This is a genomic window from Pseudomonas sp. A2, assembly GCF_023100865.1.
Taxonomy (GTDB): Bacteria; Pseudomonadota; Gammaproteobacteria; order Pseudomonadales; family Pseudomonadaceae; genus Aquipseudomonas; species Aquipseudomonas asiatica.
Genome location: NZ_CP039127.1, coordinates 1,603,999 through 1,627,267 on the forward strand (window position 1 = coordinate 1,603,999; position 23,269 = coordinate 1,627,267).

The 23,269-nt window shown below is 63.6% G+C and carries 23 protein-coding genes and 1 pseudogene; 10 read left to right on the top strand and 14 right to left on the bottom strand.

What is annotated here, in order from left to right; genetic code table 11:
* Window positions 1-196: 196 nt before the first annotated feature.
* From E5221_RS07485 to E5221_RS07495, 3 genes are all read right to left on the bottom strand, one after another.
* Window positions 197-577 carry a hypothetical protein gene (locus tag E5221_RS07485; RefSeq protein ID WP_015269367.1) on the bottom strand — a complete coding sequence of 127 codons (381 nt, stop codon included), beginning with the start codon at window positions 575-577 and terminating at the stop codon, window positions 197-199.
* Window positions 578-697: 120 nt separating this feature from the next.
* Window positions 698-1,885, bottom strand: coding sequence for an MFS transporter (locus tag E5221_RS07490; protein WP_061552384.1), 1,188 nt, complete (start codon window positions 1,883-1,885; stop codon window positions 698-700).
* A 236-nt stretch (window positions 1,886-2,121) separates the two neighbouring features.
* Complete coding sequence (locus E5221_RS07495; protein ID WP_096010006.1) at window positions 2,122-2,871, bottom strand: 3-oxoacyl-ACP reductase family protein; 750 nt, start codon at window positions 2,869-2,871, stop codon at window positions 2,122-2,124.
* Between the two features lie 118 nt (window positions 2,872-2,989).
* Here E5221_RS07495 and E5221_RS07500 point away from each other — a divergent pair, with 118 nt between their 5' ends.
* Entirely contained in the window at window positions 2,990-3,928 is a 939-nt protein-coding gene (locus E5221_RS07500) for a LysR family transcriptional regulator (protein ID WP_247847093.1), read from the top strand.
* 124 nt (window positions 3,929-4,052) lie between these two features.
* On the opposite strand, the gene E5221_RS07505 is transcribed toward E5221_RS07500, so the two are convergent.
* Both E5221_RS07505 and E5221_RS07510 read right to left on the bottom strand, forming a co-directional pair.
* Window positions 4,053-4,523, bottom strand: a complete 471-nt coding sequence (locus E5221_RS07505; protein WP_061552381.1) for a GreA/GreB family elongation factor — start codon at window positions 4,521-4,523, stop codon at window positions 4,053-4,055.
* A 2-nt stretch (window positions 4,524-4,525) separates the two neighbouring features.
* Window positions 4,526-4,924 carry a hypothetical protein gene (locus tag E5221_RS07510; RefSeq protein WP_061552380.1) on the bottom strand — a complete coding sequence of 133 codons (399 nt, stop codon included), beginning with the start codon at window positions 4,922-4,924 and terminating at the stop codon, window positions 4,526-4,528.
* Between the two features lie 130 nt (window positions 4,925-5,054).
* Here E5221_RS07510 and earP point away from each other — a divergent pair, with 130 nt between their 5' ends.
* Both earP and efp read left to right on the top strand, forming a co-directional pair.
* Window positions 5,055-6,182, top strand: a complete 1,128-nt coding sequence (gene earP, locus E5221_RS07515) for an elongation factor P maturation arginine rhamnosyltransferase EarP (RefSeq protein WP_061552379.1) — start codon at window positions 5,055-5,057, stop codon at window positions 6,180-6,182.
* 48 nt (window positions 6,183-6,230) lie between these two features.
* Window positions 6,231-6,800 (top strand): elongation factor P, encoded by a 570-nt coding sequence (gene efp / locus E5221_RS07520; protein WP_013971530.1) that lies wholly within the window; start codon window positions 6,231-6,233, stop codon window positions 6,798-6,800.
* Window positions 6,801-7,011: 211 nt separating this feature from the next.
* Here the strand turns inward: efp and E5221_RS07525 are convergent, their stop codons facing one another.
* The 3 genes from E5221_RS07525 to E5221_RS07535 all read right to left on the bottom strand — a co-directional run bounded on the left by E5221_RS07525 (window position 7,012) and on the right by E5221_RS07535 (window position 9,049).
* Window positions 7,012-7,440, bottom strand: coding sequence for an organic hydroperoxide resistance protein (locus tag E5221_RS07525; RefSeq protein WP_013971531.1), 429 nt, complete (start codon window positions 7,438-7,440; stop codon window positions 7,012-7,014).
* Between the two features lie 141 nt (window positions 7,441-7,581).
* A complete protein-coding gene (locus E5221_RS07530) occupies window positions 7,582-8,037 on the bottom strand; it encodes a MarR family transcriptional regulator (RefSeq protein WP_003260416.1) in 456 nt (151 codons plus the stop codon).
* A gap of 58 nt (window positions 8,038-8,095) precedes the next feature.
* On the bottom strand, window positions 8,096-9,049 hold the full coding sequence (locus tag E5221_RS07535; protein WP_013971533.1) for a LysR family transcriptional regulator: 954 nt from the start codon (window positions 9,047-9,049) through the stop codon (window positions 8,096-8,098).
* A 114-nt stretch (window positions 9,050-9,163) separates the two neighbouring features.
* On the opposite strand from E5221_RS07535, the gene E5221_RS07540 reads away from it, so the two are divergent.
* Entirely contained in the window at window positions 9,164-9,913 is a 750-nt protein-coding gene (locus E5221_RS07540; protein WP_061552378.1) for a sulfite exporter TauE/SafE family protein, read from the top strand.
* 108 nt (window positions 9,914-10,021) lie between these two features.
* Here the strand turns inward: E5221_RS07540 and E5221_RS07545 are convergent, their stop codons facing one another.
* Complete coding sequence (locus tag E5221_RS07545) at window positions 10,022-10,873, bottom strand: LysR substrate-binding domain-containing protein (protein WP_247847094.1); 852 nt, start codon at window positions 10,871-10,873, stop codon at window positions 10,022-10,024.
* 96 nt (window positions 10,874-10,969) lie between these two features.
* On the opposite strand from E5221_RS07545, the gene E5221_RS07550 reads away from it, so the two are divergent.
* Window positions 10,970-11,188 (top strand): DUF1127 domain-containing protein, encoded by a 219-nt coding sequence (locus E5221_RS07550; protein WP_003260420.1) that lies wholly within the window; start codon window positions 10,970-10,972, stop codon window positions 11,186-11,188.
* A 125-nt stretch (window positions 11,189-11,313) separates the two neighbouring features.
* Here E5221_RS07550 and E5221_RS07555 read toward each other — a convergent pair whose 3' ends face one another.
* Complete coding sequence (locus E5221_RS07555; protein ID WP_247847096.1) at window positions 11,314-12,660, bottom strand: 3-deoxy-7-phosphoheptulonate synthase class II; 1,347 nt, start codon at window positions 12,658-12,660, stop codon at window positions 11,314-11,316.
* 116 nt (window positions 12,661-12,776) lie between these two features.
* On the opposite strand from E5221_RS07555, the gene E5221_RS07560 reads away from it, so the two are divergent.
* Together E5221_RS07560 and E5221_RS07565 are read left to right on the top strand one after the other, a co-directional pair.
* Window positions 12,777-13,532, top strand: a complete 756-nt coding sequence (locus E5221_RS07560; protein ID WP_061552375.1) for a spermidine synthase — start codon at window positions 12,777-12,779, stop codon at window positions 13,530-13,532.
* Between the two features lie 327 nt (window positions 13,533-13,859).
* Window positions 13,860-15,573: pseudogene (locus E5221_RS07565) on the top strand (DEAD/DEAH box helicase).
* A gap of 152 nt (window positions 15,574-15,725) precedes the next feature.
* Here the strand turns inward: E5221_RS07565 and E5221_RS07570 are convergent.
* Entirely contained in the window at window positions 15,726-16,493 is a 768-nt protein-coding gene (locus E5221_RS07570) for a class III extradiol ring-cleavage dioxygenase (RefSeq protein ID WP_061552374.1), read from the bottom strand.
* 101 nt (window positions 16,494-16,594) lie between these two features.
* Between E5221_RS07570 and E5221_RS07575 the strand changes: the two genes are divergently transcribed.
* Window positions 16,595-17,245, top strand: coding sequence for a thiopurine S-methyltransferase (locus tag E5221_RS07575; protein WP_247847097.1), 651 nt, complete (start codon window positions 16,595-16,597; stop codon window positions 17,243-17,245).
* A 169-nt stretch (window positions 17,246-17,414) separates the two neighbouring features.
* On the opposite strand, the gene htpX is transcribed toward E5221_RS07575, so the two are convergent.
* Window positions 17,415-18,302 carry a protease HtpX gene (htpX, locus tag E5221_RS07580; protein ID WP_003259721.1) on the bottom strand — a complete coding sequence of 296 codons (888 nt, stop codon included), beginning with the start codon at window positions 18,300-18,302 and terminating at the stop codon, window positions 17,415-17,417.
* Window positions 18,303-18,577: 275 nt separating this feature from the next.
* Entirely contained in the window at window positions 18,578-19,789 is a 1,212-nt protein-coding gene (locus E5221_RS07585) for a pyridoxal phosphate-dependent aminotransferase (RefSeq protein WP_061552373.1), read from the bottom strand.
* Between the two features lie 167 nt (window positions 19,790-19,956).
* Between E5221_RS07585 and msrB the strand changes: the two genes are divergently transcribed.
* Window positions 19,957-20,352 carry a peptide-methionine (R)-S-oxide reductase MsrB gene (gene msrB / locus E5221_RS07590; protein WP_015269381.1) on the top strand — a complete coding sequence of 132 codons (396 nt, stop codon included), beginning with the start codon at window positions 19,957-19,959 and terminating at the stop codon, window positions 20,350-20,352.
* Window positions 20,353-20,365: 13 nt separating this feature from the next.
* Window positions 20,366-20,854 carry a glutathione peroxidase gene (locus tag E5221_RS07595; RefSeq protein WP_247847099.1) on the top strand — a complete coding sequence of 163 codons (489 nt, stop codon included), beginning with the start codon at window positions 20,366-20,368 and terminating at the stop codon, window positions 20,852-20,854.
* Here the strand turns inward: E5221_RS07595 and E5221_RS07600 are convergent.
* Window positions 20,844-23,201 (bottom strand): response regulator, encoded by a 2,358-nt coding sequence (locus E5221_RS07600; protein WP_247847100.1) that lies wholly within the window; start codon window positions 23,199-23,201, stop codon window positions 20,844-20,846. The genes E5221_RS07595 and E5221_RS07600 overlap by 11 nt on opposite strands.
* Window positions 23,202-23,269: the final 68 nt, after the last annotated feature.

Sequence of the window (23,269 nt, forward strand, 5' to 3'; positions counted from 1 at the left end):
GGCTCCTGGATGCGCGACACCTGCGCCGGCCTCTTCGCGGGTGAACCCGCTCCCACAGGAACAGCGCTGCCCTTGAGAGTGGCGCAGTTCCTGTAGGAGCGGGTTTACCCGCGAAGAGGCCAGTACAGGCCATAAAAAAGGCGGCATCTTAACAGCCGCCTTCAACATAAAACGATCCGGGCCCTGCGATATCCAGTCAGCCTTTGCTGGCCGGCCGCCTGTGCTGCTTCCAGTTGTCGTCGATCTTCGACCAGGTCTTGCCATCGGTAATGGCCATGAGCTTGCGCCCGTCCTTGAAAGTGGCCAGGAAGGTGGCTTCCTCTTCCTTGCCACCCAGCCACAGCCCGGCCAGCAACCCCACCGGCCCGGCCACCAGGGCCCCGGCCACGCCCCAGCCCAGGGCACTGCCCAGGCTGCGGCTGGATTCCAGGCTGGCCAGCCGCAGGTCGCTGATGCGTGCCAGGGAAATCCGCTCGCCCGGGGAGGGGCTGCGCGGGGTCTTGAGTGTGAGCGATCCATTGCGATACTCGCCTTCACCTTGCAAGAAATCGCCGGATTGCACCGTGAGTCTTGTCATAACGTTGTCCTGTCAGGGAAAGGGCATTGACCAGCGCCTACTGAGCGCTGACCCGGCAGGCAAGTCAACGGCCATGCGACGGAGGGTCGTGCGGTGCATTGTCGCTCAGGTCAATGGGCTTCAGGCGATCTGCAAAGCGTTCTTGCGCTTGCGCTCGGCCAAACCCCACGCCAGCAACGCCAGCCCGCCAATCACCAACCCGGCCAGCACAATCCCCATCCAGCCCTGGCGTTGGAACAGCTGCGTGCCCAGCAGCGATCCCAAGGCCCCGCCAATGAAGTAGCAGGTGATATACCCGGCATTCAGCCGCGTGCGCGCCTCGGGTCGCAGGGCAATTACCGCATTCTGGTTGCTCACGTGCACCAGTTGCACTGCCAGGTCGAGCATCAGCACGCCCAGCAGCAAGGCCAGCAACGACTGCTCGGCGAAGCCCAGCGGCACCCACGACAGCAGCAATACCACCAGGCCCACGGTGGTGCCCAGCGAACCCTTGCCACGGTCGGCCAGGCGACCCGCCCAGTTGGCCGACAGTGCACCCGCTGCACCGGCCAGGCCGAACAGGCCTATCACCGCGTCCGAATAGTGATACGGGCCTTTCGCCAGCAGGAACGCCAGTGGCGTCCAGAACAGGGCGAACAGGCTGAATGCCAGCAGGCCGAGCAGAGAACGCAGGCGCAGCACCGGTTCTTCGAGGAACAGGCGGAACACCGAGCCGATCAGCGCTGGGTATTTCAGCCCGGCATGGCTGTGGTGTTGTGGCAGGCTGCGGTACAGCGCCACGGCGGTGATGGCCATCAGCACCGCGGCCAGCACGTAGATGCTGCGCCAGCCACCCAGTTCGGCCATGAACCCGGCGGCGGTACGCGCCAGCAGGATGCCCAGCAGCAATCCGCTCATCAAGGTGCCGACCGCCCGCCCGCGCTGGTGTGGCTCGCTGAGGGTCGCGGCCATGGGCACGAGGATCTGCGCCACCACCGAGAACAGCCCGGTCAGCGCGGTGCCAAGTATCAGCCAGGGAAGGCTCGGTGCGCAGGCGCTGATGACCAGGCCAAGGGTGGAAATGGCAGTCATCACGGTGATCAGCCGGCGCTGCTCGAACAGGTCGCCCAGGGGCGCCAGCAGCAACAGGCCGGCGCCGTAGCTCAGTTGCGCGGCAATGACGATGCTGCCGGCACTGGCGGTGCTCAGGCCGAACTGCTGGGCGATGCTGTGCAGCAGTGGTTGCGCATAGTAGTTGCTGGCCACGGCCAGGCCGGTGGCGGTGGCCATCAGCAGGATCAGGGCGCGGCTGAGAGTGGGGGCGTTCATGCAGTTCTCGTGGCGGGCAGGAGTAAAGGGGGGATTATCGGAAAGTGTCGGGCACTACATCAATGCATTGTGCGGCAGAGCAGAGCGGGGGGAGGGGGAGGGTGGGCCGGTTGAGCCTGTGCCGGCCTCTTCGCGGGTAAACCCGCTCCCACAGGCACACCACTGGGTTCGGGGCCTGTGATATCCCTGTGGGAGCGGGTTTACCCGCGAAGAGGCCAGCACAGGCAACCCTTCATTCAGGCTGCAAACCCGCCATCGACCGTCAGGCTGGCCCCTGTGACATACCCCGCCTCAGGCCCCGCCAGGTAAGCCACGAAGCTGGCAATCTCATCCGCCTCGCCATAGCGCCCGATCGCCATCAGCGGGATCAAACTGTCTGCGAACTCGCCGCTGGCCGGGTTCATGTCGGTGTCCACCGGCCCTGGTTGCACGTTGTTCACGGTAATGCCTTTCGGCCCCAGGTCCCGGGCCATGCCGCGAGTCAGGCCGACCAGCGCCGATTTGCTCATGGCATAAGGGGCGCCACCGGCAAACGGCATGCGCTCGGCATTGGTGCTGCCAATGTTGATGATGCGCCCGCCTTGGCCCATGTAGCGTGCCGCGGCCTGGCTGGCGACGAATACGCTGCGCACGTTCACCGCTAGCATGTGGTCGAAGTCGGCCAGGTCGAACTCGGTCACCGGCGCTACCGCCAGTACACCGGCGTTGTTGACCAGGATATCCAGCCGGCCGAAGGCTTTCACGGTGTCATCCACGGCCAGTTGCACGGCCGCCGCGTCGGCACTGTCGGCACGCAGGGCCAGCGCCTTGCCGCCGGTTTTGGTAATTTCCTCAACCAGCTCCTGCGCCGGACCGGCGGAACTGACATAGGTGAAGGCCACCTGTGCGCCTTCGCGGGCCAGGCGTCGCACGATGGCTGCACCAATGCCGCGGGAACCGCCCTGTACCAGGGCCACCTTGCCTTCGAGTGAGTGTTGCTTGGACATGTTGATCTCCTGCTGGAAGCCAGGCCGGAATGCCTTGGATGGGCGCAGTATCGGCGCTTGATTACCTGCTGATAAGATGGCAATCACTATCAGCAGAGTAAACCTTTGGTTGCCAATCATGGCCATGGAATCATTTAACGCGTTGGAATGCTTCATCCGCAGTGCCGAAGTCGGCAGCTTTGCCGAAGCCGCCCGGCGCCTCAGCATTACCCCGGCTGCCGTGGGCAAGCATGTTGCCCAGCTGGAAGTACGCCTGGGGGTGCGGTTGTTCCAGCGTAGTACCCGCAAGCTGACCCTGACCGAGGCAGGGCAGCGATTTCTGGGGGAGGTCAGTGACAGCTTCCGCACCATCCAGTACGCCGTGGCCAACCTGGCCAGTAGCGAAGGCCAGCCGGCCGGGTTGTTGCGGGTAAGCATGGGCACGGTTTTCGGGCGCTTGTATGTGTTGCCATTGCTGGGTGAGTTCCTGCGTCGTTACCCGGCCATTACTCCGGACTGGCATTTCGACAACCGCCAGGTCGACCTGATTGGCCAGGGCTTCGATGCAGCGATTGGTGGTGGCTTCGATCTGCCGCCGGGGGTGGTGGCGCGCAAGCTGACCCCGGCGCACAGGGTGCTGGTGGCGGCGCCGGCGTACCTGGGCCGGCACCCGCCGATTGACGATCCGCAGGTGTTGCAACGGCATGACGGTATCCTGATCCGCTCGCCGCAGACTGGGCGGGTGCGCTCATGGCCGTTGACCAGCCGTTGGCAGGTGCAGCAGCCATTGCAGTTGCGCCAGACGATGACCATGAGCGATTCGGATGCGGCTTGCGCGGTGGCCGAGCAGGGCTTGGGAATTGCCCTGGTGAGCCTGCCGTTTGCCGTGCCGTACCTGGAAGGCGGGCGGCTGCGGCGGGTGCTGCCGGACTGGTATGTGGACGATGGGCATATCAGCCTGTATTTCGCCGAGCACAAGCTGTTGCCGGGCAAGACCCGGGCGTTTGTCGATTTTGTGGTGGAGCAGTTCGAGGAGCAGGGGCTGGCGCGGCGGTTCGATGCCTTGCAATCCGTGTAGGAGCAGCCTTGGGCTGCGAAGGGGCCGGTAAGGCAAAAGATCTTCTGTGTTGCTCATGGCCCCTTCGCAGCACAAGGCTGCTCCTACAAGGGGTATCACTGGCCTGAGGGGCGAAGAGGCCGGTTCAGACAACATCAACAATGAACAATGCCTGTGCCCCCAGGTTTACCTCATCATCAACCTTCTTACCGACCAGTTGTTGCCCCAGCGGCGAGCGCTGGGTAATCACCGTCACCAGCCCATCCCCCTCGCCAATCTTCAACCCCGCCGCCTCGGGCCCGAGGAACAGTCGGCGCTGCCTGCCATCTTCATCCTCCAGCGTCACCAGGTTGCTCACCTGCACCCCGCGTGCCGGGTCGTAATCGCGCAGCAGCAGTTGCTGGTAGGTCAGCAGCGCCTTGCGGATCTCGGCGCTGCGGCGGGCCTGGCCGGTGGCCAGGTACGAGGCCTCCAGGCCCAGGGTGTCGTACTTGTTCTCGGCGATGTTCTCTTCGGCAGTGGCGGCTTCGTACGCAGTTTGCGCCGCGCGGGTCAGCACATCCAGGTCCTGTTCGAGGGTGGCAACTATCTGCGCCAGCAGGCTGGGCTTGTCCATGGTCAGTAACAGAACTCCAGCACGTTGGCCTGGCTTTTGTCGGTGGGCGCGGTGCGGTTCTGCTGCAGCCAGAACTGGCACTTGGGGCTGTTGAGGTTGCGCGGGTTGCCCTGGGCGGCATCGGCGGCCTGTTGTAGCTCCTGCTTGTGCAGGATGTCCTTGTAGCGTTCGAACATTTCCGCCTGGGCATCCGCAGCAGGGGCTGGCGCTGGCGGCGCGGCAGGCCGGTACGCGGCGGGGGCCACGGCTTGGGCCAGTGGCTGTACCTGCTGTGGCCACAGTTGCAGGGCCAGCCACAGGCTGGCGGCGATCGCCACGGCGCCCAGCCACAGGCCAAAGGCGACGCACACGATCAACGGCAGCGGCTTGAGGGTGATCTTCAGTTCACGGTGGCGCGCCATGGCAGCCTCCTGGCAGGGTGTTCGGGGTGCATTGTCGCATGCGCCTGGGCATTTTTCCGCGCAGGTGCTTTTGTGAGCGACAATTTATACGCAGAATGCGCGGTTTTTCCGCTGGGCGAGGGCAGGGTACATGAAAGCCACTTGGGACATCTTCTGCAGCGTCGTCGACAACTACGGCGATATAGGCGTGACCTGGCGCCTGGCCCGGCAGCTGGTGGCCGAGCACGGCCTGGCTGTGCGCCTGTGGGTGGATGACCTCAATGCATTCACGCCCATGTGCCCCGGGGCCAATGCCACCGCCCCGCAGCAGTGGCAGCACGGTGTGGATGTTCGCCAATGGCCGGTAGCCTGGTTGCCGGTGGCGCCGGCTGATGTGGTAATCGGTGCCTTCGCCTGCCAATTGCCAGCAGCCTATGTGGAGGCAATGCGTGCTCGTGTCACGCCGCCGCTGTGGCTGAACCTCGAGTACCTCAGTGCCGAGGACTGGGTGGAAGGTTGCCATGGCTTGCCTTCGCCGCAGCCCAATGGCTTGCGCAAGGTATTTTTCTTTCCAGGTTTCACTGAAAAAACCGGTGGCCTGTTGCGCGAGGGCTCGCTGCTGGCACGGCGTGATGCGTTCCAGCAAGGTGCACGGCAGGCCTTCTTGCAGGGGCTTGGCGTAAACCCTGAAGCGGGGGCGTTGCTGATTTCCCTGTTCGCCTACGAAAACCCGCAATTGGGCAACTGGCTTGAGGCCCTGGCCTCAGGCGAGCAACCTTGCCACCTGCTGGTGCCGCAAGGGCGCGTTGTCGCGGGGCTCGGCCAGTGGCTTGGCGAGGCGGTACTGCAGGTGGGCAGCGTGCGCAAGCGCGGGGCGCTGACCCTGCAGGTGCTACCTTTCGTCAGCCAGGACGACTACGACCGGTTGCTGTGGAGCTGTGATTTCAATGCCGTGCGCGGCGAAGACTCGTTCGTGCGCGCGCAGTGGGCCGGGCAGCCGATGCTGTGGCACATTTACGTGCAGGACGAGAATGCCCATTGGGAAAAGCTCGAAGCGTTTCTCGCGCATTATCGACAGGGGTTGTCAGGCGATGCCGATGCCGCCCTGCTTGGCCTGTGGCGTGCCTGGAACATGGACCGCGACATGGGCCAGGCCTGGCAGGCAGCCCGTCAGCACTGGCCGGAACTGCAGCAGCATGCCCGGCTTTGGGCGGCGCGACAGGCTGCTCAGCCGGACCTTGCCACAGCGCTAGTACACTTTTACCGAAATTCGCTATGATACGCGGCCTCGATTTTTATAAATCCATCCAGATTCGGATACTTCGTAATGAAAACTGGTAAAGAACTGAAACCCGGTACCGTCCTGCGGATCGACAACGACCCGTGGCTGGTTCAAAAAGCTGAGTTCACCAAGTCGGGCCGCAACAGCGCGATCATGAAGACCAAGCTGAAGAACCTGCTGACCGGCTACAAGACCGAAACCGTCTACGGTGCAGACGACAAGCTGGACGACGTGATCCTGGATCGCAAAGAAGCGACCCTGTCGTTCATCAACGGTGACGAATACACCTTCATGGACACCACTGACTACACCATGTACGAACTGAACGCCGAGGACATCGAAGCCGTTCTGCCGTACATCGAAGAAGGCATGGAAGACGTCTGCGAAGCCGTGTTCTTCGAAGGCCGCCTGGTATCGGTTGAACTGCCGACCACCATCAGCCGCCAGGTTGTCTACACCGAGAACGCTGCACGCGGCGACACCTCGGGCAAGGTCATGAAGCCTGCCAAGCTGAAGAACGGTACCGAGATCTCGGTTGCCGACTTCATCCAGATCGACGAGTGGATCGATATCGACACTCGCGACAACAGCTTCAAAGGCCGTTCCAAGAAGTAATCCTTCTTGTGAAACGCAAAAAACCCGGCCTTGGCCGGGTTTTTTGTGCCTGCGATTCCTGCAGATCTCGATGCGTGCTCTTGCTCTTGCTTTTGTGGGAGCGGCCTTGTGTCGCGAAAGGGCCGCAAAGCGGCCCCGGCGATCTCAAGGTGTACCCAAGATTCCGGGGCCGCTTCGCGCCCCATCGCGACGCAAGGCCGCTCCCACAGCCCTACACGGTCACGTGCAGGCGCACATCCACATTGCCGCGGGTGGCGTTGGAGTACGGGCACACCTTGTGCGCCTTTTCCACCAGCCCTTCGGCATCGGCCTGGGCCAGGCCCGGCAGGTTGATGTGCAGGTCGATGTCCAGGCCGAAACCACCTGGAATCTGGCCAATGCCCACTTTCGCGGTGATCGAGGCGTCCGCCGGCAGGGCTTTTTTCTCCTGCCCGGCCACGAACTTCAGGGCACCGATGAAGCACGCCGAGTAACCGGCGGCGAACATCTGCTCGGGGTTGGTGCCGTCACCGCCTGCGCCGCCCAGTTCCTTGGGGGTGCTCAGGCTGACTACCAGCTTGCCGTCACTGGAGCGGGATTTGCCATCGCGCCCACCGGTGGAGGTAGCTTCTGCGATGTACAGCGGAGTGACCTTTTGCATCTTGAGCCTCGCTAATGTGCTGTGCGCTCCCCGTCTGGAGGAGGGCGCGGGTTGGTGTGGGATTTAAATTAGCGCGCAATTAGTTAGTGCGCAAGATAAATCATCACCGTTCATCTGAACGGCCATCGCACAGCATAGCTGTCAGAGGGTTTTCTGCAGGTTCTCGCGCAGCGCCAGCAGGTCGGCCTGCAGTTGTTGGAGCTGTTCCAGGCTGCGCCCGCTGGCCTTGAGGATGCACTGCGGCACTTCTTTGGCCTGCTGCTGCAAGGCGCGGCCCTTGTCGGTCAGCTGCACCAGTACCACCCGTTCGTCCTCGCGGCTGCGGTTGCGCTGCAGCAGGCCTTCGCTCTCCAGACGCTTGAGCAGCGGTGTCAGCGAACCGGGGTCGGTGAGCAGGTGCTGGCTGATCTCGCCTACGGTCAGGCCATCGTGCTCCCAGAGCACAAGCATGGCCAGGTACTGCGGGTAAGTCAGGCCCAGGGCCTGCAGCAGCGGTTTGTAGACCTTGGTCATCAGCAACGAGGTGGAGTGCAGGGCGAAACAGACCTGGTTGTCCAGCAGCAGCTCGTCACAGGAGGCTTGGGTGTCGGCGTTCATGCAGGTCCTTGAAGGTAATCAATGGGAAAGTCTGGCACGCGGATCGTTAGTGCGCGCTTTATTCGCGCAGTTCACTGCGCAAGGCCAGGTCCCAGGGTGGAATCGGGCTGAAGCGGCTCTTGAGAAATTCGAGCAGCAAACGGCTGCGAGAGTTCGTTTCATGTTCCAGGCGAAGTGCGTAAATACCGCTGGTTTCCGCTTTGGGCAAGCCACCGTCGCAAAACAACGGTATCAACTCGCCGCGCAGCAGGTATTCGCTGATCAGCCAAGTAGGCAGGTGGGCTATGCCTAAGCCTGCGAGCGCACCGAACAGCAGGGTTTCGGCGTTGTTGGCGGCCATGCGCATGCGTGAGGGGCGGTACAGGCGGGTTTGCCCGGCCACGTTGAAACGCCAGGCGAATGGTGGCGCAAGGCCGTCCCAGTCCAGGCCGTCGTGCCCTGGCAGCTCGCTGGGGCAGCTGGGCATGCCGCGGCTGGCCAGGTAGGCCGGGCTGGCGCAGGCGATGCGCACCATGTAGGCCAATGGCGTGGCGACCAGCCGGGTGTCGGCCAGGGGGCCGGCACGCAGCACCAGGTCGACCTCGCCCAGGTGGCTGCCATGCAGGTCGACGAAGCTGTCGATCAGGCGCAGTTGCACATCAAGGCCCGGGTAGGCGACCAGGAAATCGGCGATGGCCGGGGCCAGGTGACGGCGGCCGAATGCGGCGGGGGCGTCGATGCGGATCAGGCCTTCGGGGGCATTGCTCAGCGACACCGCTTCAGCGCGGGCCAGGCGCAGTTCCTCGATGATGCGCCTGGCCCGTTCGGCAAAGGCGTTGCCGGCAGGCGTGGCGCGCACGGCGTGGGTGCTGCGGGTGAACAGGCGGCTGCCCACGGCGCTTTCCAGGTTGTCGATGCGGCGGGCCACGGCGGAAGGCGTCAGCGGGTGGCGGCGGGCGGCGGCAGAAAAACTGCCGGTTTCCAGCACATCGAGGAACAGGCTTAGCTGGTCGGTCAGGGTATCGGGGCTCATGGCTGCCTTGCTTTTGCGAAAAACGCACAGCCATTGTGCGCTGCTGTGCGTTTCCCCGCCAGCCCGCAATCGTTAGCATGCTCGCATTATGTGTACAGGCGGATGAGGCCCCTGATGATCGAGTGGTTGTTGTATATCGTGCTGGGCGCAGCCCTGGGGACCATGGGTGGCCTGTTCGGCATTGGCGGCGGGCTGATCGCGATTCCGGCGCTGGGCGTGCTGTTCGGCCTGGACCAGCAACTGGCGCAAGGCACGGCGCTGGTGATGGTAGTGCCCAATGTGCTGCTGGCGCTGTGGCGTTATCACCAGCGTAACCGCATCGAGATGCGCCATGCGGTGCCGTTGTCGCTGTGCAGCTTCGTGTTCGCCTGGCTGGGGTCGATCTGGGCGGTGGGGCTGGATGCGCAATCCATGCGCCTGGGCTTTGTCGGCTTCCTGGTGGCCCTGGCGGTGTGGAACGTGGCGCGGATGTTCATGAAGGTAACGCCGCCCAGCGCCGAGTTGCGCTATGCCTGGCCGTGGCTGGGTGTACTGGGCAGCTTTGCCGGCACCATGGGCGGCTTGTTCGGGGTGGGTGGGGCCGTGGTGGCCACGCCGATCCTGACCAGTGTGTTCGGTACCACCCAGGTGGTGGCGCAGGGGCTGTCGCTGGCGCTGGCGGCGCCGAGTACCTTGGTAACCCTGGTGACCTATGGGGTGCACCACAGTGTTGACTGGGGGGTGGGGGTGCCATTGGCGGTGGGCGGCCTGCTGAGTATCAGCTGGGGGGTGAAATTGGCCCATGCGCTGCCGGAGAAGGTGTTGCGGGCGATGTTCTGTGTGTTTCTGGTGGGGTGTGCGGTGATGCTCGGGTTCGAGCTTTGAGATTTTGGGGCCGCTTTGCGGCCCATCGCGACACAAGGCCGCTCCAGGGGATCGCGTGCCCTTGTAGGAGCGGCCTTGTGTCGCGATGGGCTGCGTAGCAGCCCCAAGTTACTTGAACCCTTCGACAATGTAGTCGGCCATGCAGTCGGTAATCGGCGAAGGGTTCTGGGTACTGCGCACCAGCATCACATTGGCCACCGGCAACTGCGGCAACCCTTCGCTCTCGCCCAGAATGCGGATATTCCCGCCGATCAGGCTCTGCAACTGTGCGGTCACCGCCAACCCAGCGGTGACAATGGCGAAGATCGCTGCCAGGCTCGGGCTGGTATAGGCGATGCGGTAGTCGATGCCCTGGGCCTCCAGGGCATTGCAGGTCCAGGCCCGGCAGAAGCAGTCGGTGTTGAACAAGGCTACCGGCATGGGGCGTTGCTCCTGCGGGCAGAAGCCTTCCGCGGCGGCCCAGACCAGGCGTTCCTGGCGCAGCAGCTGGCCAATCTCGTTGCCCGGCTCACGGGTGACGATGGTCAGGTCCAGGTCCTGGCGCAGCATCAGTTGTTTGGAGGAGTCGCAATGCACCTCCACCTGCACCAGCGGGTAGGCCTGGGCAAAGCTCGACAGGATGGTCGGCAAAAAGCGCATGGCATAGTCGTCCGGCGTGCCGATGCGTACTACCCCGACCATGTGCGGCATGCGCAGGGTGTTGAACACTTCCCCATGCAACTTGAGGATGCGCCGCGCATAGCCGAGCAGCACCTGGCCCTCGGCGGTCAAGCGCACCTGGCGGCCATCGCGCTCGAACAGCTGGCGCTGGAGGATGTCCTCTTCCAGGCGTTTCATCTGCATGCTCACCGCCGACTGGGTGCGGTTGACCACCTCGCCAGCGCGGGTGAAGCCACCCTGCTCGGCGATGGCCACGAACGTGCGCAGTACGTCCGCGTCGAGGCTCTGGTAATGGGACATTGCATCAATCTCCGAGATGCATGGCATCAGAAACATTCGTTGGATTGATCTTATGCCTGGCAGGAGACTGGAGCCATCAACACGGAGGGCTTCACGATGAAAGGTCATGTCAGCAGCATCCAGCAACCTGCCTTTTCCCTGAACCACCTGTGGCATGCCGCCCTGCAGCGCCCTGCGCGATGGCTGCAGCTGTACCGCCAGCGCCAGGAACTGGCCAGCCTGAGTGATGCGACCCTGCACGACCTGGGGTTGAGCCGGGCGGATATCCAGCAGGAGGCCGAGCGGCATTTCTGGGATGATCCGTTGAGTAAGTGATGCCAAGCGTGGCAACAGATCTTGCTCTTGCTCGTTTCGGCTTTTGCTTTTGCTTTTGCTTCTAAGCGCGCGCCTGAACTATCGCGCGCCTAGAAGCAAGATCAAAAGCAAAAAGCGAAAAGCACTCAGCGCCGCACCTGCTTGAGGGTTTCGGCAATCAGGAACGCCAGCTCCAGGGACTGGTCGGCATTCATCCGCGGGTCGCAGTGGGTGTGATAGCGGTCGGACAACGCATCCTCGGTGATCGGCCGGGCGCCGCCGATGCATTCGGTGACGTTCTGCCCGGTCATCTCGATGTGGATGCCGCCGGCGTGGCTGCCCTCTGCCTGGTGCACCTGGAAGAACTGCTTCACCTCATCCAGGATCTGCGCAAAATCGCGGGTCTTGTAGCCGCTGCTGGCTTTGATGGTGTTGCCATGCATCGGGTCGGAGCTCCACAGCACTTTGCGCCCTTCGCGTTCGACCGTGCGGATCAGCCCCGGCAGGTGGTTGCCGACCTTGCCGGCACCCATGCGCACGATCAGGTTCAGGCGCCCGGGGTCGTTGGCTGGGTTCAGCGTGTCGATCAGGCGGATCAGTTCTTCGGGGTTCATGCTGGGGCCAACCTTTACCCCGATCGGGTTGTGCACGCCGCGCAGGAACTCCACATGGGCTCCGTCCAGCTGGCGGGTGCGGTCGCCGATCCACAGCATGTGCGCCGAGCAGTCGTAGTAGTCGCCGGTCAGGCTGTCCTGGCGCACGAAGGCTTCTTCATAGTTCAGCAGCAGTGCTTCGTGGGCGGTGAAGAAGCTGGTTTCGCGCAGCTGCGGCGCGCTGTCCAGGCCGCAGGCGCGCATGAATGCCAGGGTTTCGTCGATGCGGTTGGCCAGCTGGTGGTATTTGTCGGCCAGCGCCGAATTGGCGATGAAGTCCAGGTTCCACTTGTGCACCTGGTGCAGGTCGGCGAACCCGCCCTGGGCGAAGGCGCGCAGCAGGTTGAGGCTGGCGGTGGCCTGGTGGTAGGCCTGCAGCAGGCGTTCCGGGTCGGGGATGCGGCTTTTCGCATCGAAGCCGATGCCGTTGACGATGTCGCCACGGTAGGCGGGCAGGGTGATGTCGCCGATGGTTTCATCGCCCGATGAGCGCGGCTTGGCGAATTGCCCGGCCATGCGCCCGACCTTGACCACCGGGCAGCCGGCGGCGAAGGTCATGACAATGGCCATCTGCAGCAGCACCTTGAAGGTGTCGCGGATTTTCGCCGCCGAGAACTCGGCGAAGCTCTCGGCGCAGTCGCCACCCTGCAGCAGGAAGGCGCGGCCTTCGGTGACCTCGGCGAACTGCCGGCGCAGCTCGCGCGCCTCGCCCGCGAACACCAACGGCGGGTAGCTGGCCAGGGTCTGTTCGACCTTCAGCAGGTGCGCGGCATCGGGGTAGGTCGGTTGCTGCTGGATCGGCAGGGCGCGCCAGCTGTCGGGGCTCCACGGTTGGTTCATCTCGGGCTCGGTCTTGTCGGTTGTAGGCTATGGGCCATGGTAACAGTTGGCGCTGCGCTTGTTGCATCGAGGGTGTTGGCGGACAATGCGCGTTTTTGTGCGGGTAGGTGGTGAGCATGGCGGCGGAACGGGAAGAGCGGCTACTGGCACGGGTGCAGGACGCTTTTGGCGTCATCAGCGTGTATGAAGTCGACGACTACCGCTTTCTGGAATTCGGCGATGCGATCGAGCAGAGCTGCGTGTTCACGGCCGACCCCAGCTGGCTTGAGTACGACTATACCCGCGCCATGCTGGTGGGGGCGCTGTGCCACGAGCAGCCGGAGAGCGCGCTGTTTCTCGGCCTGGGTGCCGGCACGCTGACCCAGGCCTGCATGAAGTTCCTGCCGCTGGACGACATCGAGGCCATCGAACTGCGCCCGGACGTACCGCGCCTGGCCATGGAGTACCTGGGCCTGGATGACGATCCGCGGCTGTATGTACGCATCGGCGATGCGCTGGAGCTGTTGCCCACGGCGGAGAAGGCCGACCTGCTGTTCGTCGACCTGTACACCGACCATGGGCCGGGGGTGGGCCACCTGGCGTGGAACTTCCTGGAGAACTGCCAGCAGCAACTGAACCCGGGTGGTTGGCTGGTGATCAACCAGTGGGCCACCGACGACGGCAAGCCGCTGGGCGCGGCGTTGCTGCGCGGGTTGTACCACCGGCATTACTGGGAGCTGCCGGTGAAGGAGGGCAATGTGATCCTGCTGGTGCCGGCGGACCTGGAGCAGACGCTGGACCTGGATGGGCTGAAAGCCCGGGCCCAGGCGCTGGCACCGCGCCTGGGGTACTGCCTCGAGGGGCTGATCCGCGAGATTCGGCCGGCTACCTGAGTTGGCTTCTTCGCGGGCGTGCTCGCGAATCAGACGACGCGGTATCGCAGGCAGGAATCGTTTCAGCCGCACATTGCTGATGGCCCGACACTGGCCAGGCACCCTGAAAATATTCCTCACGTCTGCGCACGATTTCGGGTATAGTACGCGCCGGTCTTTTAGCGGACCGCAAAATCAGGTGGTGCAAACCCTCCGAGTCCAGCTTCGGCTGCACGTCCGCTAGGCGGACTTTCCCACGTTTTCTTTTTCAATCGTTTTCGCAAATCCCCGCCGCCAAAGCTGCCTGGGTGACCTGTCGGTCTTTCATGGCTTGTGCAGCTTTGGAGCATGGGTCTTTGCGGATGCACCTAGAGGCAGACCCATGACCCAGGAAACCGGCGGCTTCGCCGCTCTCGATCTCAATCCGAATATTGTTGCTGCCGTTCTGGCGACCGGCTACGAAGAGCCGTCCGCCATTCAGCAACAATCGATCCCGATCATCCTCGCCGGTCACGACATGATCGGCCAGGCGCAGACTGGCACCGGCAAGACCGCTGCCTTCGCCCTGCCGATCCTCAACAAGATCGATGTGAGCAAGCGCGAACCGCAAGCCCTGATCCTGGCGCCAACCCGTGAGTTGGCGCTGCAAGTTGCTACCGCTTTCGAAACCTACGCCAAGCAGATGCCGGGCGTGAATGTGGTCGCCGTCTACGGTGGTGCCCCGATGGGCCCACAGTTGCGTGCGATCCGCAACGGCGCGCAAATCGTCGTGGCCACCCCTGGCCGTCTGTGCGACCACCTGCGTCGTGACGAAAAAGTCCTGTCGACCGTGCAGTACCTGGTACTGGACGAAGCCGACGAGATGCTCAAGCTGGGCTTCATGGACGACCTCGAAGTGATCTTCGATGCCATCCCGGCCAGCCGCCAGACCGTGCTGTTCTCCGCCACCCTGCCGTCGTCGATCCGCTCGATCGCCGAACGCCACCTGCGCGAGCCCAAGCACGTCAAGATCCAGAGCAAGACCCAGACCGTTACCGCGATCGAGCAGGCCCACCTGATGGTCCACGCCGACCAGAAGATCCCGGCTGTGCTGCGTCTGCTGGAAGTGGAAGAGTTCGACGCGCTGATCGCCTTCGTGCGTACCAAGCAAGCCACCCTGGACCTGGCCTCCGCGCTGGAAGCCAAGGGTTACAAGGCTGCCGCGCTGAACGGCGACATCGCCCAGAACCAGCGTGAGCGCGTGATCGACTCGCTCAAGGATGGCCGCCTGGACATCGTTGTCGCTACCGACGTCGCTGCCCGTGGCCTGGACGTACCGCGCATCACTCACGTGTTCAACGTCGACATGCCGTACGACCCGGAGTCCTACGTACACCGTATCGGCCGTACCGGCCGTGCCGGTCGCGATGGCCGTGCACTGCTGCTGGTCACCCCGCGTGAGCGCCGCATGCTGCAGGTGATCGAGCGTGTAACCGGGCAAAAAGTTGCAGAAGCCCGCCTGCCGAATGCCCAGGCCGTGCTGGATGCTCGCATCAAGAAGCTGACCTCGAGCCTGGCGCCGCTGGTTGCTGAAGCAGAAGCCACCCACGGCGAGCTGTTCGACCGCCTGACCGCCGACCTGGGTTGCAGCGCGCGTGCCCTGGCTGCTGCCCTGCTGCGCAAGGCCACCAATGGCCAGGCGCTGGACCTGGCTGCGGTAGAGCGTGAGCAGCCGCTGGTGCCGAGCTTCGCCCCGCGTGGTGAGCGTACCGAACGTGGTGAGCGTGGCGAGCGTCCGGAGCGTGGTGACCGCGAGCGCCGTGCGCCGATGCCGCTGGCCGAAGGCCGTGTGCGTTGCCGTACTGCCCTGGGTGCCCGTGACGGCATCGCTGCCAAGAACCTGCTGGGCGCGATCCTCAACGAAGGTGGCCTGGCCCGTGACGCCATTGGCCGCATCCAGGTGCGCGACAGCTTCAGCCTGGTCGAGCTGCCGGAAGATGGCCTGGAGAAGCTGCTGTCCAAGCTCAAGGACACCCGCGTGGCCGGCAAGCAGCTGAAGCTGCGTCGCTACCGCGAGGATTGATCCTGGCGCAATGAAAAAATCCCCGGCTTTGGCTGGGGTTTTTTTTTGCCTGTGCCGGCCCTTTCGCGGGTAAACCCGCTCCCACAGGTACAGCACAAGCCTTGAAATCTGTCGAGACCCTGTGGGAGCGGGTTCACCCGCGAAGAGGCCCTTCAGTCGAACCGATAAATGTCCATCCCCAGCGCCCCCAAGGTAAACCCTTGGTGCACCACCCCGAACTTGCCCCCAGCCCCCAAGGCAAAGAACAGCGGCAGGAAATGCTCATCACTGGGATGGTTACGCACCGCAAACGGCGCCTGCTGCCGATAACCCAGCAACGCTTCCTGGTCATTCGCCCGCAGCTTTTCCACCACCCAATCCCTGAACGCCAGTGCCCAAGGCTCGATCACATCCGGGCCGGCATGCCAGTCCAGTTCGCCCAGGTTGTGGGTAATGCTGCCCGAGCCGATCAGCAGAACGCCCTGGTCGCGCAAACCCGCCAGCGCCTGGCCTACCTTGACCTGCAGCGCCGGCCCCATGTGGCTGGGCAGTGAAACCTGCACCACCGGAATATTCGCATCCGGGTACATCAGCGACAGCGGTACCCAGGCGCCGTGGTCGAATGGCCGCTGCGGGTCTAGGCGGGCTGTCAGTCCGGCAGCCTGCAGCAGTTCACTGACCTGGCCGGCGAGGGTGGGGTCACCCGGCGCCGGGTACTGCACCGCATACAGCGCCGGTGGGAAGCCGTAGAAGTCATGCCAGGTCTCTGGTTGTGCGCTGCCGGTAACCAGCAATTCGCGGCTTTCCCAGTGCGCAGATACCACCACGATCGCTTTCGGCCGGGGCAGGGCGTTGGCAAGCCCTGCCAGCGCAGGCCCGCTGGCGCCGGGTTGCAGGGCAAGCATGGGAGAACCATGGGAAATGAACAGGCTGGGCAGCATGGCGGGGTCCTGACGGTTAAGATGCAATCATCTTCGATCAACTACAGATCGAAATCCAAACCAACTTTTACCGACAAACCATCTAAAAATCAGGAGTGATCATGGAGCCAGCGTTCTGGCAGCAGCGGTGGGCCGACAACCAGATCGGCTTTCACCAGGCGCAGGTGAACCCCTATCTGCAGAGGTACTGGTCAACGCTTGGCCTGGCGCCGGGCAGCCGCGTGCTGGTGCCGTTGTGCGGCAAGAGCCTGGACCTGGCCTGGCTGGCCGGGCAGGGGTATCGCGTGTTGGGCGTAGAGTTGTCGCGGCAAGCGGTGGAGGCATTCTTCCGCGAGCATGGGCTTGAAGCCGAGGTGCAACAGCGCGGGGTTTTCGAAGTTTGGCGCAGTGGTGACGTTGAGCTCTGGTGTGGGGATTTCTTTGCGTTGAAGGTCGAGGATATTGGCGATTGCGCGGGGCTGTATGACCGGGCGGCGTTGATTGCCTTGCCGCCGCAGATGCGTGTGGCTTACATGCAGCTGTTGTCGGGCTTGCTGCCGGCGGGTTGCCAGGGGTTGGTGGTGACTCTGGATTATGACCAGGCTTTGCTGGACGGACCGCCGTTTTCGGTCGGGGATGAAGAGCTGCGGCAGGGGTTTACCGGGTGGCAGGTGGATGAGCTGGAGGCTGTGGAGGTGATTGAGGAAAGCCCGAAGTTTTTGCAGGCCGGGGTATCGAGTTTGTTGGAGCGGGTTTACCGGGTCAGCCGCTGACAGGTGTGTAGCCTGTCCCGGCCCTTTCGCGGGTGAACCCGCTCCCACAGGTACTGCACAACCTCAAGGTGTGTGGTGAACCTGTGGGAGCGGGTTTACCCGCGAAGAGGCCGGCACAGGTGTGCAAAAAAAGGGCGACCGAAGCCGCCCTTTTGTTTTACCGGTTGGATCAACCGCGACGGCGCAGGGCCTCGATACGGTCTTCCAGCGGCGGGTGGCTCATCAGCAGCCCGGCCAGGCCGTGCTTCAGGCCACCATTGATGCCGAAGGCCTTCATGGTGTCGGGCATGTGCACCGGCAGGCCTTGCTCCACGCGCAGGCGCTGCAGCGCACCGATCATCGCCGCGGTACCGGCCAGCTGTGCACCGGCTTCGTCAGCGCGGTATTCGCGGCGGCGCGAGAACCACATCACGATCATGCTGGCCAGAATGCCCAGGATCAGCTCGGCAACGATGGTCGCCACGTAGTAAGCAATGCCCTGGCCTTCTTCGTTCTTGAAGATCACCTTGTCGACGAAGTTGCCGATGATGCGCGCAAAGAACATCACGAAGGTGTTCACCACGCCTTGCACCAGCGCCAGGGTGACCATGTCGCCGTTGGCCACGTGGCCGATCTCGTGGGCCAGCACTGCGCGCACTTCATCGGGCGAGAAACGCTCCAGCAGGCCCTGGGACACGGCGACCAGCGCGTCGTTGCGGTTCCAGCCGGTGGCGAAGGCATTGGCCTCGTACGCCGGGAAGATACCCACCTCGGGCATCTTGATGCCCGCTTCACGGGACAGCTCTTCGACCGTTTGCAGCAGCCACTGCTCGTGGCGGGTGCGCGGCTGGCTGATGATCTGGGTACCGGTGGTCATCTTCGCCATCCACTTGGAGATGAACAGCGAGACGAGGGAGCCGGCAAAGCCGAACACGGCGCAGAACACCAGCAGGCTGCTGAGGTTCAGGTCGACCCCGTTGGCGGCCATGAACCCGTTGAAACCGAACAGGCTCAGGGTAATGCTTGCAACCAGCACCACCGCGAGGTTGGTGGCTACAAACAACAGAATGCGCATCATGGTTGTTACGTTCTCCTGACGGATGAGTTGTCGCTTACTGCGGGGTATATAAGGGGCCGGCCGTGCCGATTCAATCGGGCGACTATTTCAAACTGTGTACGGCGGAGTATGGCAGAGGATGGCGCGGGGGCTGTGGGATAGAGCGTTGCAGGATGTAAGAAACATCCTGTGGGGTTTTTGGGGGCTGCTTTGCAGCCCATTCGCAGCGCAAGGCTGCCCTACAGGTGCATGCGTTCTCCTGTAGGAGCAGCCTTGCGCTGCGAAGAGGCCATCACTTACTGCGAATAACCCTTCAGGAAGTTGCCGATCCGGCCAATCGCCGCCTCCAGGTCATCCACCCGCGGCAAGGTCACCACGCGGAAGTGGTCCGGCCACGGCCAGTTGAACGCAGTACCTTGAACGATCAGCAGCTTTTCCGACAGCAGCAGGTCGAGCACGAACTTCTCGTCGTTGTGGATCGGGCAAACCTTCGGGTCGATCTTCGGGAATGCATACAGCGCACCCATCGGCTTCACGCAGCTAACGCCCGGGATGTCGTTCAGCAACTCGTAGGTGCGGTTGCGCTGCTCCAGCAGGCGGCCGGGTGGCAGCACCAGGTCGTTGATGCTCTGGTAGCCGCCCAGCGCGGTCTGGATGGCATGCTGGGCCGGCACGTTGGCGCACAGGCGCATGTTGGCCAGCATGTCGATGCCTTCGATGTAGCTTTGCGCGTGGTGCTTGGGCCCGGAGATGATCAACCAGCCGGAGCGGAAGCCCGCCACACGGTACGACTTGGACAGGCCGTTGAAGGTCAGGCACAGCAGGTCGGGGGCCAGCGAGGCGGTGCTGATGTGCACGGCTTCGTCGTACAGGATCTTGTCGTAGATCTCGTCGGAGAACACCACCAGGTTGTGCTGGCGGGCCAGTTCCAGCATGCCCAGCAGCAGCTCTTTGGAGTACACCGCGCCGGTCGGGTTGTTCGGGTTGATGATTACCAGGGCCTTGGTGTTCGAGGTGATCTTGGCCTTGATGTCCTCAAGGTCGGGGAACCAGTCGGCCTGCTCGTCGCACAGGTAGTGCACCGGCTTGCCGCCGGCCAGGCTCACGGCGGCGGTCCACAGCGGGTAGTCGGGGGCAGGGATCAGCACTTCATCGCCGTTGTTGAGCAGCGCCTGCATCGACATCACGATCAGCTCGGACACGCCGTTACCCAGGTAGATGTCCTCGATGCCGACGCCTTCGATCTGCTTCTGCTGGCAGTACTGCATCACCGCCTTGCGCGCGCTGAACAGGCCCTTGGAGTCGCTGTATCCCTGAGCGGTGGGCAGGTTGCGGATCACATCCTGGAGGATTTCGTCAGGCGCCTCGAAGCCAAACGGCGCCGGGTTGCCGATGTTCAGCTTGAGGATGCGGTGGCCTTCCTCTTCCAGGCGCTTGGCGTGCTTGAGCACTGGGCCGCGAATGTCGTAGCAGACATTGGCGAGCTTGTTCGATTTGCTGAACTGCATGATGGGATCCCGATTGAGAAAACGCGCTACGCCCCGCCGAAAGGTTTGAAAGGGCAGGAAGCGGGTGCCAGACTGAACGCCTGGCACACGAAGCCAACTAATATACGTGCCACCCGCGCCCCGGAAAAGACGGTGCGCAGTGAAATTCAGCCTGCCGAGGTCCCTACATGCAAAAGATCGAGAAAACCCTGGAACAATGGCGGTCGATGCTCGACCCCGAGCAGTACCAGGTGTGCCGCCTCAAGGGCACCGAGCGGCCGTTCAGCGGCAAGTACAACAGCGAGCGTCGCGACGGCATCTACCATTGCATCTGCTGCGGGCTGCCGCTGTTCGATGCGCAGACCAAGTTCGATTCCGGCTGCGGCTGGCCGAGCTTCTACGCACCCATCGAGGAAAGCGCGATGATCGAGATTCGCGACACCTCCCACGGCATGATCCGCACCGAAGTCACCTGTGCCCGCTGCGATGCCCACCTGGGCCACGTGTTCCCCGATGGCCCGCCACCGACCGGCCTGCGCTACTGCATCAACTCGGTGTGCATCGACCTGCGCCCGCGCGACTGACCGGAGCCCGACCATGGCTGGATCGATACTGGACATCCCCTGTGTGACCCTGGGCGGCGAGCACAGGACGCTCGGCGACTTCCCCGGCAAGGCGCTGCTGGTGGTCAATACCGCCAGCCAGTGCGGCTTCACCCCACAGTACAAGGGGCTGGAGCAACTGTGGCAGGCCTACCGCGCGCGCGGTCTGGTGGTGCTGGGCTTCCCCTGCAACCAGTTCGGCAAGCAGGAGCCGGGCGATGCACGGGAAATTGCCCAGTTCTGCGAGCGCAATTTCGGCGTGAGCTTCCCGCTGTTCCGCAAGATCGAGGTCAACGGCCCCGGCAGCCACCCGCTGTTCGCCGAACTCAAGCAGCGCGCCCCGGGCATTCTGGGCAGCCAGAAGATCAAGTGGAACTTCACCAAGTTCCTGGTCGACCCGGCCTCTGGCCAGGTAACGCGCTACGCCCCCACCACCAAGCCGCAGGCCCTGGAAGCGGACATCGAGCGCCTGCTCAGCCGTTGACAGGCACCCAGTGGTCGACCAGCGCCAGCAACTCTTCACGGCGGAACGGCTTGGCCAGGTAGTCGTTCATGCCCGCTGCCCGGCAGCGCTCGCGCTCTTCGGGCATGGCATTGGCGGTGAGGGCGACGATTGGCAGGTCGGGCCAGCGACCGCTTTGGCGGATACGCCGGCTGGCCTCGTAGCCGTCCATCACCGGCATGTTGCAGTCCATCAGGACCAGGTCGAATTCGTCCTGTTCCAGTAGCTCCAGGGCCTCGGCGCCCTGGGTGGCCAGCTGCACCTGGCAGCCGAGCTTGGCCAGCATGCCCTTGGCCACCAGCTGGTTCACCGGGTTGTCCTCCACCAGCAGGATGCGCGCGCGGCCTTGTTCCAGGGTGATGGCCGGGGTCGCCAGCGGGTGTTCGGGCTCATGGCCCTGCAAGGTGCGGCGCAAGGTCTGGTACAGGGCGTTGCGCGCCAGTGGCCGGGCCAGTTGGTGCAGGGGGGCGAGGGCGACCGACTGTTCGCTGGGCAGGAAGTTGCCGTAGGCGGTCACCAGCAAGATAGGTGTTTTCAATGCCGGTCGCAGTTCGAACAGGTGGTCCAGGCTGTCGGTGATCAGCAGGTCGATGGCCGTGGCGTCGAGCCCCGCGCAACTGTCATGGTGCTGGTAGGCTAGGCCCCAGGCGGGCAACAGGTCCTGCAATAGTTCATCGAGGCCGCTACCGGCCGTGCTCAGCGCCGCCACGCGCCCGTGCAACGGTGCCGGCGCAATGGCCTCGGTGTGCACGGCCAGCGGCAGTTCGGCGGTGAAGCGGCTGCCGAAGCCGGGATTGGACTTGATATGCAGGTGGCCCTGCATGGCCTTGCACAGGTTGCGTGTCAGCGCCAGGCCCAGGCCGGTGCCGCCGTACTGGCGGGTGATGCCGGCGCCGGCCTGGGTGAATGGCTGGAAGATCCGTGCCTGGGCTTCTTCGGGGATGCCGATGCCAGTGTCGCGCACTTCCAGGCGCACACCGCCGACGATGGTCGACAGGCGCACATCCACGCGGCCGAAGCGGGTGAACTTGAGGGCGTTGGACAGCAGGTTGCTGACGATCTGCCGTACCCGCGTGGGGTCGCCAAGCACGCTGCTGGGGAAGTCGCGGGCGATCAGGCAGGTCAGCTCCACGCTTTGCGCGGTGTTCTGCGACAGCAGGTTGGCAGTGTCCTCGACCATCGAGCCCATGTCGAACGGAATGCGCTCCAGCTCCAGTTGGCCTGCATCGAACTTGGACAGGTCGAGAATATCGTTGAGCAACTCCACCAGCACCTTGCCCGAGTCATGGGCAATCGCCAGTTGCTGGCGTTGCTCGCTGGGCAGCGGGCTGTCCAGGGCGAGGGCGATCATGCCGAGCATGCCGTTGAGCGGGGTGCGGATTTCGTGGCTCATGTTGGCGAGGAAGGCGGCGCGTGCCTGGGCCATGTCCAGCGCCCGGCGGCGGGCTTCTTCCAGCTCCTGGTTGGACTGGCTCAGGCTGCTGTTGCTGGCCTTCAGCTCGTTGGTGCGTGCCGAGACGATATCTTCCAGCTCGTTGAGGTACTGGGTCAGGCGGTTTTCCGCGGTGCGCCGCTGATCGATCTCGGTGGCCATGCTGACGAACTGCTGGTTGGCGACCCTTACCAGTACGCCGATTTCGTCATGTTCATGTCCGGGTGGGCATTGCAGGCGGGTTTGCGTGGGTTTGCGCGGGTCGCTGCCGCTGAGCGCGCCAATTACCGTCACCAGCGGCTTGGTCAGCATCATGTAGAACAGCGCCAGGAGGATGCCGGTCAGCACCAGGCTACGGGCGAAGCCGTTGAGCAGGGTGATCCCGGCGCGGTCGAGAAAGCGGCTGCCGAAGGCGTAGGTGTCCACCTCCAGGTAGAGGGTGCCGAGGTTTTCCTCGGGCATGTGGGTCAGATACAGGCGTTCCTTGAACTGGCGCTGATCGCTGAACAGGAAGTCGCTGAGTGGCCGGTAGCGGTCCTCCAGGCGCGGCCGTTCGACGTCGGCCAGTACCGTTTCGTTGTTGTCGATCAGCCGCGCACGGATGATGGCCGGCGACTCCAGCAGGCCGCGAGTCAGCTCCAGCGCCAGTTCCGAGTCGATGTTGTAGGCGATGCGCGAGGCCGGGTTGTGGCTGATTTGCAGCAAGGCGCGTACTTCACGGTTGATGGACGCGTCTTCGCTGGCATAATCGATGCCGATCTGGATGAGACTGAGCAATGTTCCCAGGATGAAGCCGACCAGGACTGTCAACCGGGCTTGCTTGTATGACAGGCGATTGGTGAACTTGATATCCATGTGTCCCGAGCCGGTTTCACGTCCCTTGCGCTGCGCAAGCATAGCCGAATAGCCCCGGCTGCTGGTGGGTCTGTCACACATTCAGCCTTGATTGCTCTACTGGCTGTGCC